The sequence below is a fragment of the Chryseobacterium echinoideorum genome (assembly GCF_007474535.1).
GTDB lineage: Bacteria > Bacteroidota > Bacteroidia > Flavobacteriales > Weeksellaceae > Chryseobacterium > Chryseobacterium echinoideorum.
Map to the genome: position 1 here is coordinate 17225 of NZ_VKNW01000014.1, position 12684 is coordinate 29908.

Annotated in this window: 15 protein-coding genes; 8 read left to right on the plus strand and 7 right to left on the minus strand. The window is 33.4% G+C overall.

Translation table 11 applies throughout. The features are described from left to right. Positions 1-223 precede the first annotated feature (223 nt). From FOL89_RS15750 to FOL89_RS15760, 3 genes are read left to right on the plus strand one after another with little or no spacing between them, the layout of a single operon-like run. Positions 224-685: a DUF1569 domain-containing protein gene (locus FOL89_RS15750; RefSeq protein WP_144283726.1), complete on the plus strand. Its 462-nt coding sequence runs from the start codon at positions 224-226 to the stop codon at positions 683-685. Further along, the gene (gene ytxJ / locus FOL89_RS15755) at positions 682-1071 is read left to right on the plus strand and encodes a bacillithiol system redox-active protein YtxJ (protein ID WP_144283727.1); all 390 of its coding nucleotides are present in this window, start codon (positions 682-684) and stop codon (positions 1069-1071) included. The genes FOL89_RS15750 and ytxJ overlap by 4 nt, the downstream gene beginning before the upstream one ends. Then, complete coding sequence (locus FOL89_RS15760; protein ID WP_144283728.1) at positions 1068-1658, plus strand: Crp/Fnr family transcriptional regulator; 591 nt, start codon at positions 1068-1070, stop codon at positions 1656-1658. Before ytxJ ends, FOL89_RS15760 begins: the two co-directional genes overlap by 4 nt. Before the next feature lie 24 nt (positions 1659-1682). Here the strand turns inward: FOL89_RS15760 and FOL89_RS15765 are convergent, their stop codons facing one another. Then, positions 1683-2036 carry a hypothetical protein gene (locus FOL89_RS15765; RefSeq protein ID WP_144283729.1) on the minus strand — a complete coding sequence of 118 codons (354 nt, stop codon included), beginning with the start codon at positions 2034-2036 and terminating at the stop codon, positions 1683-1685. Between the two features lie 43 nt (positions 2037-2079). Continuing rightward, on the minus strand, positions 2080-2586 hold the full coding sequence (locus tag FOL89_RS15770) for a pyridoxamine 5'-phosphate oxidase family protein (RefSeq protein WP_144283730.1): 507 nt from the start codon (positions 2584-2586) through the stop codon (positions 2080-2082). A 568-nt stretch (positions 2587-3154) separates the two neighbouring features. Here FOL89_RS15770 and FOL89_RS15775 point away from each other — a divergent pair. Continuing rightward, a complete protein-coding gene (locus FOL89_RS15775) occupies positions 3155-3769 on the plus strand; it encodes a Crp/Fnr family transcriptional regulator (RefSeq protein ID WP_228444942.1) in 615 nt (204 codons plus the stop codon). A gap of 48 nt (positions 3770-3817) precedes the next feature. Then, complete coding sequence (locus FOL89_RS15780; protein ID WP_144283731.1) at positions 3818-4318, plus strand: CinA family protein; 501 nt, start codon at positions 3818-3820, stop codon at positions 4316-4318. 31 nt (positions 4319-4349) lie between these two features. Here FOL89_RS15780 and FOL89_RS15785 read toward each other — a convergent pair whose 3' ends face one another. Continuing rightward, on the minus strand, positions 4350-4943 hold the full coding sequence (locus tag FOL89_RS15785; protein ID WP_144283732.1) for a Crp/Fnr family transcriptional regulator: 594 nt from the start codon (positions 4941-4943) through the stop codon (positions 4350-4352). A gap of 429 nt (positions 4944-5372) precedes the next feature. Between FOL89_RS15785 and FOL89_RS15790 the strand changes: the two genes are divergently transcribed. Next, positions 5373-5663: a helix-turn-helix transcriptional regulator gene (locus FOL89_RS15790; protein ID WP_144283733.1), complete on the plus strand. Its 291-nt coding sequence runs from the start codon at positions 5373-5375 to the stop codon at positions 5661-5663. Between the two features lie 6 nt (positions 5664-5669). Here FOL89_RS15790 and pdeM read toward each other — a convergent pair whose 3' ends face one another. Together pdeM and FOL89_RS15800 are read right to left on the minus strand one after the other, a co-directional pair. Beyond that, positions 5670-6314 carry a ligase-associated DNA damage response endonuclease PdeM gene (gene pdeM, locus FOL89_RS15795; RefSeq protein WP_144283734.1) on the minus strand — a complete coding sequence of 215 codons (645 nt, stop codon included), beginning with the start codon at positions 6312-6314 and terminating at the stop codon, positions 5670-5672. A 126-nt stretch (positions 6315-6440) separates the two neighbouring features. After that, positions 6441-8840 carry a ligase-associated DNA damage response DEXH box helicase gene (locus tag FOL89_RS15800; protein ID WP_185146991.1) on the minus strand — a complete coding sequence of 800 codons (2400 nt, stop codon included), beginning with the start codon at positions 8838-8840 and terminating at the stop codon, positions 6441-6443. A gap of 185 nt (positions 8841-9025) precedes the next feature. Here FOL89_RS15800 and FOL89_RS15805 point away from each other — a divergent pair, with 185 nt between their 5' ends. Continuing rightward, positions 9026-9730: a hypothetical protein gene (locus FOL89_RS15805; RefSeq protein ID WP_144283736.1), complete on the plus strand. Its 705-nt coding sequence runs from the start codon at positions 9026-9028 to the stop codon at positions 9728-9730. Continuing rightward, positions 9730-9990, plus strand: coding sequence for a hypothetical protein (locus tag FOL89_RS15810; protein ID WP_144283737.1), 261 nt, complete (start codon positions 9730-9732; stop codon positions 9988-9990). Before FOL89_RS15805 ends, FOL89_RS15810 begins: the two co-directional genes overlap by 1 nt. Positions 9991-10011: 21 nt before the next feature. On the opposite strand, the gene FOL89_RS15815 is transcribed toward FOL89_RS15810, so the two are convergent. Both FOL89_RS15815 and FOL89_RS15820 read right to left on the minus strand, forming a co-directional pair. Next, complete coding sequence (locus tag FOL89_RS15815) at positions 10012-11592, minus strand: ATP-dependent DNA ligase (RefSeq protein WP_144283738.1); 1581 nt, start codon at positions 11590-11592, stop codon at positions 10012-10014. Then, complete coding sequence (locus tag FOL89_RS15820) at positions 11589-12614, minus strand: ligase-associated DNA damage response exonuclease (RefSeq protein WP_144283739.1); 1026 nt, start codon at positions 12612-12614, stop codon at positions 11589-11591. The genes FOL89_RS15815 and FOL89_RS15820 overlap by 4 nt, the downstream gene beginning before the upstream one ends. Positions 12615-12684 lie beyond the last annotated feature (70 nt).

Sequence of the window (12684 nt, forward strand, 5' to 3'; positions counted from 1 at the left end):
TACAAAACTAATCTCAAATATTTGTCCATAAGTTTTTTTCGGACAAATCGGCATTTATGAAAGAATTTATTATTGTAAGAAGTCTTTTTGACCAGCGAAAACGTCAGCTTTTAATTCAAAAATAAAAGCTTCAATCTTACATAAAAGACGATGATTCTGTTTTGGTATTTGCATTGCTTATTAAAATTATCCAAAATTCAAGTTAAATAAATGCTTTTTGCAGATGCGTTATAAAAGTTTACATAACGAAAAAGACTTCACTGAAATAATTGAAAGAATATACCGGCTTTCTGAAAATTCTCAGAAGAAATGGGGAAAGATGAATGTTTCTCAGATGTTGTTGCATTGTGATAAGATTTTGCAGATTGCCTTACAAAAGATTGAACTTCCGCCACTTGGATTGTTTTTTCGTACAGTAGGAATTTTGACAAAGTATGAAATCTCTGTTTTCAATAACGGAATTCCCAGAAATATGCCTACTTTTAAAAAAGTTATCGTTAATTTTGAGTGTGATTTTGTGCAAACTCAAAAAAATCTCCTGAAAAGACTTGAAGAATATAATGATAGGTACAGAAAGCATCAATTACCTGTAAAGCATGAGCTATTTGGTAAAATGAGAGAAAAAGACTGGGGTTTTTTAGAATACAAACATCTTGATCATCATTTAAAACAATTTAATGTATGAGTTTTTTTGATAAAATATTTGGCGGAAATAATGACGGTAATGAAGAAAAACTTCATTGGCATGCTATAGAATCTGAAAAAGATCTGAAAACAGCAATAGAAAATTCTCATACCTCCAGAATAGGCATTTTTAAGCATTCTACCAGTTGTTTTATCAGTAAAACTGTCCTGAGAAATTTTGAAAAAGAGATCAAAGAATTCGGAAATCCGGATATCATCAATCATTTCTATTATCTAGATCTACTAAAATTTCGATCAGTTTCAAATAAAATTGCCGAAGATTTGGAAATCCGCCACGAAAGTCCGCAGTTTTTGGTGATTGAAAATGGAGTAGTAGTGAATCACGCTTCACACAATAATATTTCCTTAAGCCAATTTACAGCATGAAAAATATCCAGAATTATTTGGCTACGGTTTTTGAAGTTCCGGCAGAGAAACTTAATAGGTGTACACTGCAGTACGAAGCAAGAAAAATCAATAAGCATGAATTTCTGCTGCAACAGGGAGAGATATGCAGGAATACTTTTTTCGTAGAAAAAGGATTGTTGAGAATGTATTCTATTGACAAAAATGGGAAAGAGCACATCATACAGTTTGCCCCAGAAAACTGGCTTATTGGTGACAGAAGCAGCCTTTATTTCAATGAAAAATCAAAATATTATATAGAAGCAGTAGAGGATTCTGAAGTTCTTTTTCTGCAGCATGATTTCTTCAACAAACTCCTGGAAGAATTTCCCAACAGCATTGAAAGAAACGATCTTATCATTCAAAAACATGTAAAGAGTCTTCAGGACAGAATCAACTCTCTGCTTGGCGAAACTGCTGAAGAGCGGTATCTGAAATTTATACAAATGTATCCTGATCTTATGCTGCGTGTTCCTCAATGGATGATCGCATCTTATCTTGGAATAACTCCTGAAAGTCTCAGCAGAGTGAGAAAGGAGCTCGCAAAGAAAAATTTTATTACAGATTAAAGTATAAAAATTACTACACCAAATCTATTCAGGATTTAGTGTAGTAATAATTCTATTAAGATATTCCTGTTCTCTTAAAACTTTTTCGAAAGACTTTTTTGCGTGTGCCGGTGAAACATGATAGTCTTCTGAACTTACATTATAGCTGTCATTTTCTGTATAACCCATAAAATTGACGGTATACTCAGTGATGAATGTATCAATCAGTTTTCTTTTAATATCACATAATGTATTGTTCTTTATTCTCTGCAAAGAATTGAGAATAAAAGATTTATCTCCATGAAAATTAACAACCTGAGTAATCATCGCAATATTGCTGCCTGCCGTTTTAGAATTGGTTTCCTGTATAATAGGATGCGGCTCATTATCATACATCATGACTTTAGTTTTTAAAGTTTAAAGAAAGGAATTGTAATATATATCAGATTTCTGCTTTTCCTTCGACACCGTCTGAATTATCTGTCTTATTTCCGGTGATTGCTGCTGCTGCAAAACTCAGGAGACTTACCAGTTTTCCTGCTTTTGTATCCCAATAGTAGGTATCTGTTGGGGTTACTCTGATGATGGAAACATTAGGATCATCTTTACCATCAAACCACGCATTTGCCATTGATGACCATTTGTCTTCAATAGTTGCTCTGTCTTTGTAAATAGTAGCGTCTCCAAAAACTGAAAGATATTCTGAATCAGAATTGTTCATAAACATAAGCTGAACTCTTTTATCTTCTTTAATCTGAAAATTTTTGTTACTTGCATCACTGCTTATAAACCACAGATTTCCTTCATCATCGGTTTCCTGCAAAGACATGGGTCTTGTATTGATGGGAAGATTTTCCAATTCTGTACAGAACATACAGAATTTTGCTTTTTCGGATAATTCTTTAATTTTCTTTGCCGCATCAGTACGGCTTAAATTTTCTGTTGACATATTATAATAATTTGGTGTTAGTAAGAAATTGATTCTTTTTGATAATTTGACGCTTCAAAAACCTAACCAAAAATATTTATTTCTTGAAAATATATTTATTTTGCTGTGCAATCAGTATCAAATAACAATTACAAAACAAAATATTTTTATCAAAATAAGTTTATGACCTAAATCATAAAATAATATATCACTAAGCCATACCTTCGTGATATATTATTCAATTAAAAATATTCAATTTTTTGGAAGGAGACCGTTTCGGATAAACAATATAAGTTTCTTAATAACAGTTATTTAAAAATGATCATTGAAATCGCAGATTTTAAAATTTAATTTTAAAAATAAAAGTTTATGCAGATTTTAAAAGGTAATCCAAAGCTTTATTTTGAAATTAAGAATATTTGCCAGAAAAGCTTTTATTTTTACTGATTATGGCACAAAATATGTGTGTAGACAATCTAAAAACTAAACCCATTAATTTGATGAATTATTAAAGTTTTAAAAACTGATAACGCCAATTTTTCACTTCATCAAGAATGGTAAATACTGTATATTATTAAAAATAGATGCCATGAAAACAATCAGCTGTATGAAAATCGACGAAAAACTTCTTGGAGCGTACAGTGCTGAAGTAAGAAATTATGAAGAGAAGGAAATTATATTTTCTGAAGGTGATTTTCCTTCTTATTATTATCAGATTGTGGAAGGATCTGTAAAAGTAAACAATTATAATGAGGATGGTAAAGAATTTATTCATAACATTTTAGGAAAAAGCCAGAGTTTTGGAGATCCGTTATTATTTATGGATAAAACATATCCTATGAATGCTTCCGCATTAAAATCATCTACCATCATCAGACTTCCAAGAAAGAATTTTATTAACCTAATTAAAGAAAATCCTCAGGTTTCAATTGATATGAATGCCTGTCTTTCTCACCGGCTTTATTATAAGATGATCATGATGCAGAGTATGGCTTCTCAAAATCCTTCTGCGAGAATTATCGGTTTGTTTGATTATTTGAAAAGCTATGCAGATTGTGAAGACGACCATTCTTTTCAGGTTCAGATGACCAGACAACAAATTGCCGATCTCACAGGGTTGAGAGTAGAAACAATTATCAGAACTATAAAAAAAATGGAAACCGAAGGACACATTAAAGTAAAAGACCGAAAAATATACTATTGATTTTTTATAACACCATCACAACACCAACCACCTTAAAAATATTATAATATGGAATTCCAACAGAAACTGCTCAATTATATCAGCGAATCGCTGATTACCAGTAATGAGACCATTTCTATTGCAGAAAGCGTTACATCAGGTCTTTTCCAGCTTGCATTTTCCCAAATGCCCAATGCCTGTCTTTTTTATAAAGGAGGAATTACAACGTATACTCTTGAGGAGAAAGTAAAAATTCTCCACGTAAACGAAGAAGAAGCCAGTCTCTGTAATTGTGTTTCTGATACGATTGCAGATCAAATGGCGCTGGGCGTTGCACAGTTATTTGATACAGATTGGTCTATTGCCGTTACAGGTTACGCCGATCCTGTCATCAATTCTGATTTTAAAATTTTTTCGCATTATGCTATTAGCTACAGAGGGGAAATCATTTTATCCAGAAAACTGGAACTTCATCCCAAAACTCAACCTCTGGAAGCACAGCAATATTACACAGAGTTTATTTTGGGATGTTTCAAGAGTGAAATCAATAAATTATTGATCTGTAAATAAATAGATGCGAAAATCAATAGTCAATATGCTTTCAATAAAAAATTTTTCTATTCTGAATTTTCACAATGCCTTGTTTTTCAAGATTTTTAACTACCCTTATTACAGTTTCAACACTCAGCCCCGTAAGTGATGCAAGCTGTTGCCTTGTTAAAGGGATTTGTAAAGAAAACGACTCTTGCTCACTGCATTCAAATTTTAAATAGTTCATTAAAGTAAGCAATTTCTGTGACGGATTATGAAATGCCATACTTTGCATCATCATAAATTTGTAATGAATATGCTCAGAAAGACAATGAATTATTTTAGAATAATATTCATGATGCTGTTCCAGCAATTTTAAAAAGATAGCTTTTGGCAGACGAAGTATCTCGCATTTTTCAATAGCAATTGCATTATTTGGATAAGTCATCTCTGTAAATAATGATGATAATCCTATACTTTGTTTAGGAGCTACAATAGCCTGAATAAACTCTTTTCCCAAATCGTTATAATTATTAAGCTTTGCTTTGCCTTTGACTATCAAGTAAAAGAACATAGGCATATCTCCTTCCGAAAAAATAATATCGTCAGCATCATAACACCTTTCTTCAGCTCCAAATAATAGCAGCAAATCTTCTTTTATCATTTTAAAGTGATTTATTAATATTATATAAATACAAAATCGTTAAATCTACGCACTATAAACGATTTTATTATTTGTAAAGAAAAGCTAATTTTTTGCATAATTAAACTAAAATGATACCATTTAGATACCACATTTATCAACATAATAAAAATTATTTAGCATAACGAAAAATAACACTTAAAAATCATTACAACAATAATAACAAAATAATGCTAAAAAGGGATATTGCTGATTACAATCATAAAACAGAAGCAAAAAAAATAATAATTTTGAGATCATTAAATATTTTTAATATCATAAATTAAATCTATTTTAAGTGACTAATATTTATAGTAAGATCAACTAATTTTATGATTTTTTTTACAAAAATCAGTATAAGATGATCAACCATAACTCAAACAAGATACAGACTCAAAAAAAACCTTTAATATGCCAGACGAAGAGATTTTAAGATTAGCAAAAGAAAACTCACCAAGACTTCTCAGTAAATATAAATCGGTATATCCCGATTTTTTTTTAAGACTTTCAGAGATCAATGCAAACCTGCAAAACTCTGAAATAATTTTTTGTATTTATCTAAAATTAAGATTGACAACCAAAGAAATAGCAATTTATACTTTTGTCACTCCAAAAGCGATTCAAAACCGCAAAAACAGATTAAGAAAGAAATTGGGAATATCTTCGTATACAGATATTTATAAGTGGTTTGACAATTTATAGTGTTTTCTAGATCTCATAGATTTCAGCATCCGTAAAAACATAGAATCTTCCTTTTTTAGGGAGATTTTTTGTATCTAAGCCTGTAAATTCACTGAAGGCGGGAAGCAGCAATTGATTTTCCGAAACTACAAAACAAGGTAACTTGATTTTTTTTACTACAGAATTAATGACCAATCCCGGATGAATATGACCGGTAATCTGAAATTTATCATTTTTTTTCTGAAAATCGTGGATGAAGATAAAGTTATCAATTTCCAGAAGTTCATCTTTGAAATTCAGGCAAAGTTTGGCCTCCATTTTTTTTGAAATTTTGTCGTGATTGCCTTCTATCAAATGAAATTCAAGATCAGGAAATTGGGTTTTCCATTCACAGAATTTATCGACACCCGAATTATCTCCTGCGTGAAGCAAATCCCCGACTACAAGAAATTTTTCCGGTTTAAAATATTCGATGAGGACGGATAATCTTTGTAAATCATTTTCGAAAATTTGGTCGGAAAGAGCAATTCCGTTTTTGCGGAAATGTGCAGTTTTCCCGATATGTAAATCGGAGAGAATCAAAGCCTTTTCTTTTTTCCAAAACAACGCTCGCTGATTCGTTAAGGTAAAAACTTCGTCTTTAATATTGATATTTTTTGTTACTATTTTCATTTTAATTTCCTCTTTGTCATTCTGACGAAGGAAGAATCTCAGCTTTAAAGATTCTTCATTTCACTTCGTTCTGTTCTGAATGACACAACGCCATAAAATTCACAATTGCTTTATTGCCAATTTACTCTATTTAACTTTCCTCGCCTGTTGAATCAGTTTCTGAATTCTCGAATCCAGATCTTCACTCGTCAAAGTCTGCCTCAAACTGTCGACTTTGATGGGGAAACTCAGCGGCGTAAAGGCATTGGCAAATTTCAGGATAATTTTTGATTTTTCGATTCGTTTAAAAGCTTCCACCAATCTTTGCTCTTGTAATTGCATATTGAAAACTTCGGTATAAGCCTGTCTCACAAGAAAATGATTCGGGTCGTAATCTTCCAGAACTTTAAAAATCAAACCTGCCGAACTTTGAAGCGATTTATTCGAACGTTGCTGTCCCGGAAAATTCTGAATCACCATTCCGGAAATAACGGCAATATCCCTGAATTTTCTTCGAGCCATTTCCGCAGCATTAATACTGGAAATCACATCGGTCATCAGGTTTTCTCTCGTTAAAATTTTGTCTAAATTATCTTCGGTCAACGGAATTTCTTTATCGCTGAATAATTCAAAACCATAATCGTTCATTGCCATCGAAAAAGAAATCGGAGCCAGTTTTGAAATCCGGTAAGCAATCAAAGCAGCCATCACTTCGTGTACCAAACGTCCTTCAAAAGGATACATAAACAGATGATAACCTTCTCTGTTTTTGATGAGTTCTACCAAAAATTCATCTTCTTTCGGAATGTGAGAACGCTCTTCCTGATTCACCAAAAGCGGATGAAGGAATTTCAGTTCTTTCTCAGAAGCTTTCGGATTCAATGCTCCGGAAAGTTTTTCTCTGAGGAAATGCCCGAGGTTGGAACTCAGCGGCAATCTTCCGCCCAAGTAACTCGGAGCCTTCGCTTTTCCTTTTGAAGCCCGAACAAAAACCGTCATATCTTTGATCATCGCCACTTCCAGCACTCTTCCTGCCAAAATAAATTTCTCTTCTTTTTTTAATCTTGAGATAAAATATTCCTCGACCATCCCGATGTATCCACCGGAAATAAATTTCACTTTCAGCATCGCATCGCTCACAATTGCGCCCATATTCATTCGGTGTAGCATCGCAATTCTTCGGGAAGTTACTTTGTGCAGACCATCTTCCATCACCACGACTTTATGGTATTCTTCGTAGCTTTTTAACGCGCTTCCACCAATCGTTAGAAAATCTATCATCGCTTTCCATTCTTCGTTCCTGATTTCCTGAAAAGTGTAAACCTGCTTGATTCTTTCATACACTTCTTCGGGATAAAATCCATCGCCAATCGCCAAAGTCATCAGAAACTGCACCAACACATCAAAGCATAAAACCTGCGGTTCACGAGGTTCAATGATGTTTTGTTTGACGGCTTCCTTCAAGGCGGAAACTTCTATTAATTCCAAAGAATGGGTTGGAACACAATAAATTTTCGAAGTTTCAAAAGGAGAGTGACCGCTTCTTCCGGCACGCTGCAAAAACCTCGCAACGCCTTTTGCAGAACCGATTTGAATCACTGTATCAACCGGTTTAAAATCAATTCCTAAATCCAAAGATGAAGTTGAAACAACGGCTTTTAGTTTACCATTACTCAGATTTTCCTCAATCCAGATTCGCAATTCTGCATCAATCGAACTGTGATGAATGGCAATTTGCCCTGCAAAATCAGGATAAGCATTCAGTAAAAGCTGATACCACATTTCGCTCTGACTTCTTGTATTGGTAAAAACAATGGTCGATTTAGATTCCAAAATAATCGGAACGACTTTGTCCGCCAATTTTTGCCCGAGATGTCCCGCCCAAGGCAAAATTTCAACTTCATCCGGAAAAACCGAAAGGATATCGATTTTCTTTTTTTCTTTAGCAGTGATTTTTGTTTTTTTGATGTTGTAAGGAATCAAAACGTCCATCGCTTCATCCAGATTTCCAATCGTTGCCGAGATGCCCCAAATCTTCATTTTCGGAACATATTTTCTAAGCTGGGAAATTCCAAGCTCAACCAAAACACCACGTTTTGAACCTAATAATTCGTGCCATTCATCAACAACGATACATTGCAAATCTTTGAAAAAACGCTGATGATTTTTTTGTCCGAGAAGCAAATGTAAACTTTCGGGAGTTGCTACAAGGATTTCAGGCATATTTTTGACCTGTTGCTGACGGATTTTCGGGTCTGTGTCGCCATTTCTTACACCGACTGTCCAGTCCAGACCAATCTCGTCCATCGCCTCCTGCATTGCTTTGGCGATATCTTTTGAAAGCGAACGAAGTGGTGTAATCCATATCATTTTCAGTCCGCTTTTATATTTTTCGGGATGATTCAGAAAGTCTAAAATCAAAGCTAAAAAAACCGAATAAGTTTTCCCAAAACCAGTCGGCGCAACAACCAATCCGCTGTAACCGTTTCCGAATTTCTGCCAGGTATCAATCTGAAATTTGAAAGGTGAAATCATTTTTTCCATCATCCAGTTTTGAATGATTTTAAAGCCGTTTGTATTTTCGAAGTTGTTCAAATTATAATTAATTCTATTTTTATAATATCAATTTTTTAACCAATTAATAATAATTGATAATTTTTCCATTTTCTTTTGTAATTTAGTTTGCTTGAAAATTTCATACATTTTTAATCAAATTAATTTATAAAATCTTTATGGAAATAGAATTTTATCATTTTGTTGGAAGCTGGTTTACAGAAGAGTTTAGTATTCAGTTTTTTATAGATAAAAAATTTGAGTTAGAATTCAATAATAATCAAAGTTTTATTAAAAATACTTTTGAAATATATGATGATTATTTAGTTTTAAAAGTTGATGATTTTACATCAATAACTTTTAAAATTATCAAAATGACAGACAACAATTTTATACTAAAAAATTTGTCATATAGTTTAGGTTCAGAAATAATATTGAAGAAAGGATTATATGAATTAAGGAATATAAAGCAATTCGGCTTTAGTGACCTTGATGCTATTACTTTAAAGGATTTTAAAGAATTGGTTGAAATTAAAGAGCTACCATTAAATAAAGCAAATGATATTAATGGTAACCCGACGAAATATTACCGATATTGGAATAATGAAGATAGATACTCTATAATAATGGATTTAAAGGTTGTTGAAAAATTAAAAAGTAATCCTATTGAAAAAATAAATGTTTATAAAAAAATTAAACAAGCTTCAAAGGGATACTATACAAATTTCTTTATTTCTTTATATGCTGGTTCTTTCGAAGAATATAATTACAATAGAGATATGAAAGAAATTTATAAGAATAATTCAACCAATTATGAAGAAGAAGCTTTTAAAACTGCTTTTGAGGGAAACATTGAGATTTGGAATGATTATATGAATAAATAATGGAATTAGAAATTATAAATAAATTAGAACGAATTTTAGAAAGTAAAGATTATAGAGAAATCCACTTGAAAAATTTTGAAAGTGATTTTAAAACTTCATTATTTAACTATTCTAAACTGTGTGAAAATTGCAAGGAATTGCAGATTTTAGATTTACCAAATGATTGTTTGTCTAATCCAACCTATTGTGTGAAAAATAAAAATGATTTAAAACTAATTTCGTTGTATGAAGAAATTGAATTAAATATTAAACTAATGTAAATTTAATTTTGACTATAAAATTCACTGTATCAATTTCTTAATCTCTTCAATATCATCAATCTCATCCACTGTTTTATCTTTTCTCCATCTCAAAATCCTCGGGAAACGCAATGCAACACCACTTTTGTGGCGATTACTAAACCCTATTCCTTCAAAAGCAATTTCAAAAACCAATTCAGGTTTTACGGTTCGGACAGGTCCAAATTTCTCTATCGCATTTTTATTGACAAACTTGCTGACTTCCATTATTTCTTTGTCGGTCAATCCGGAATAGGCTTTTGCAATTGTGACTAATTTATCTTCATTTTTCACGGCAAAAGTATAATCGGTGTAATAAGCACTTCGTCTTCCGCTTCCTTTTTGAGCATAAATCAAAACCGCATCAATCGTTAAAGGATTGATTTTCCATTTCCACCAATCGCCCTTTTTTCTACCGGAATGATAAGGTGAGTTTTTCTGCTTCAGCATCAGACCTTCACTGTTGATGTCTCTGGAATTTTCTCTGATTTGATTCAAATCTTCCCAGTTTTCAAAATCAATAATTTGAGAAATTTTGATATTTTCAGGATTTTCATTTAATAATAATTCTTCCAGCATTGCTCGTCTGGCAGAGATTGGTTTTTCTCTTAAATCTGTTCCTTCCAATTCCAATAAATCATAAGCAAAAACCTGAATTGGAATTTCAGAAAGCATTTTCTTCGTTAAAGTTTTTCTGTTCAAACGTTTTTGTAATTCATTAAAATTTAAAACTCTATCATCTTTCACAGCCAGAATTTCTCCGTCAATTACAAAATTCCCGTTCATATTCTGGACAACCTCTTTGATTTCAGGAAACTGTTCTGTAACCAATTCTTCGCCTCTTGACCAAATGAAAACTTCGTCATTTCTTCGGATAATTTGTCCACGAATTCCGTCCCATTTGTATTCAATGAGCCATTCATCGGGTGCTCCTAGTTTTTCCAAATCTTTTTCAAGTGCATAGGCCAAACAAAAAGGGTAGGGTTTTGAATTATCCGGATTGATATTTTCGGCAGAGATCAATTCTTTGAATGAAACTTCGTCAGGTTGCCATTTTCCCATCAAACTGTGCATCAGTGTACTCGCTTCCTGTCCGGAAAATTTGGTCAAAGCATTGATCAAAGTTTTATCTGAAACTCCGATTCTGAAACTTCCGCCCAATAATTTATTGAAAATCAATCGTTCCGTATAATCCAAACCGTTCCATGAATTGAGAACGAATTCTTTCTTTTCTACATCTGGTTTGTTTTTTAAACCAACAATTTCATTCATCCAGTCAGACAAAGATTTCTCGATTTTTTCTTTTGGTGGCGGAAGAATTAATGACAACGTTTCGCCTAAATCTCCCACTGAAGAATAACTTTCCTGAAACAGCCAAAACGGCAATTGTGTAATTTCCAATGCCCATTCTTTCATATAATTCGTATTGACATTTCGCTTGGGTCTTTTGCCCGTAAACAAAGCAATGAACCACAGTTTGTCATCATCCGGCGCACGTTCCAGGTAATCAATAATCGCATCAATTTTTGCGTTGGTTTTATTGGTGCTTTCGAGGGCGTTGATGAGTTCTGCGAAATGTCTCATATGTCAGAATTTTTGGTTGTTTCTTTTTCAACAACTTCATCATCGTCGTCTCCGTAAAGTGTTTCCACGACATCAGATCTAATTCCGATTTCGTTTAAGTATTTTGAAAAAACTTCGGTTTGTCCGTGAGTAACGTGCACGATTTCTGCTTCCGTCGCTTTTACGGCTTCCAGCAAACCTTTCCAGTCTGCGTGGTCGCTCATCACAAAACCTGCATCTGCACTTCGCCATCTTCTTGCACCACGAACCTGCATCCAGCCGGAGCAAATCGCAGTTGCCGGATTCGGAATTTTCTTGATGACATTAGAATCCAGCAAAGCGGGCGGCACAATGACAATATCTCCTGCAACGTGTTTGATATTTTCCCTGAAATCCGGAACTTCATAATCCGGAAGCACAATTCCCACTTCTTCAAAAGCTTTGTTTAGTTTTCCGATCGAGTAGTGAACGTGGATTTTTCCCATTCCTTCCACTGCTTTCATAATTCGCTGTGCTTTTCCTAATGAATAGCCTACGAAAACAGAGGTTTTTTGATTTTCCTGGTTCCGTAGAACCCAGCTTTGCATTCTTTTGTTCAAATCATCCACTTCCAGCCAGTTATAAATGGGAAGTCCGAAAGTACTTTCTGTCACAAATTCGTTGCATCTTACCAATTCGAAAGGCATACTCAACCCGTCATTCTGAACTTTATAATCACCGGAAACTACACTCACATAACCTTTATATTCCAAACGAACCTGAGCCGAACCGATAATGTGACCTGCGGGATGAAGCGAAACTTTTACACCATTGATATTGAGAACTTCACCATATTCCACACTTTGACATTCGATATCTTCATTGATTCTTTTGTGTAAAATCGGTTTGGTAAAATGGTGACAAAGGTATTTTTTCATTCCCCAACGTGCGTGATCGGCGTGTCCATGCGTAATAATCGCCAAATCGATAGGTCGCCACGGATCAATATAAAATTTTCCTTGCGGACAATAGATGCCCTTGTTTGTGAATGTAATGAGTTTCAAAAGAATAATAATTGGTTATTTCTGAATATTCAAAAAACTGACCAAATTTTAAATGACTGATGGTCAATTT

Excerpts from the sequence above, each read along its gene's own strand:
- FOL89_RS15750 (WP_144283726.1), top strand. The coding sequence starts at position 224 with ATGCGTTATAAAAGTTTACATAACGAAAAAGACTTCACTGAAATAATT.
- ytxJ (WP_144283727.1), top strand. The coding sequence starts at position 682 with ATGAGTTTTTTTGATAAAATATTTGGCGGAAATAATGACGGTAATGAA.
- FOL89_RS15760 (WP_144283728.1), top strand. The coding sequence starts at position 1,068 with ATGAAAAATATCCAGAATTATTTGGCTACGGTTTTTGAAGTTCCGGCA.
- FOL89_RS15765 (WP_144283729.1), bottom strand. The coding sequence starts at position 2,036 with ATGATGTATGATAATGAGCCGCATCCTATTATACAGGAAACCAATTCT.
- FOL89_RS15770 (WP_144283730.1), bottom strand. The coding sequence starts at position 2,586 with ATGTCAACAGAAAATTTAAGCCGTACTGATGCGGCAAAGAAAATTAAA.
- FOL89_RS15775 (WP_228444942.1), top strand. The coding sequence starts at position 3,155 with ATGAAAACAATCAGCTGTATGAAAATCGACGAAAAACTTCTTGGAGCG.
- FOL89_RS15780 (WP_144283731.1), top strand. The coding sequence starts at position 3,818 with ATGGAATTCCAACAGAAACTGCTCAATTATATCAGCGAATCGCTGATT.
- FOL89_RS15785 (WP_144283732.1), bottom strand. The coding sequence starts at position 4,943 with ATGATAAAAGAAGATTTGCTGCTATTATTTGGAGCTGAAGAAAGGTGT.
- FOL89_RS15790 (WP_144283733.1), top strand. The coding sequence starts at position 5,373 with ATGCCAGACGAAGAGATTTTAAGATTAGCAAAAGAAAACTCACCAAGA.
- pdeM (WP_144283734.1), bottom strand. The coding sequence starts at position 6,314 with ATGAAAATAGTAACAAAAAATATCAATATTAAAGACGAAGTTTTTACC.
- FOL89_RS15800 (WP_185146991.1), bottom strand. The coding sequence starts at position 8,840 with ATGATGGAAAAAATGATTTCACCTTTCAAATTTCAGATTGATACCTGG.
- FOL89_RS15805 (WP_144283736.1), top strand. The coding sequence starts at position 9,026 with ATGGAAATAGAATTTTATCATTTTGTTGGAAGCTGGTTTACAGAAGAG.
- FOL89_RS15810 (WP_144283737.1), top strand. The coding sequence starts at position 9,730 with ATGGAATTAGAAATTATAAATAAATTAGAACGAATTTTAGAAAGTAAA.
- FOL89_RS15815 (WP_144283738.1), bottom strand. The coding sequence starts at position 11,592 with ATGAGACATTTCGCAGAACTCATCAACGCCCTCGAAAGCACCAATAAA.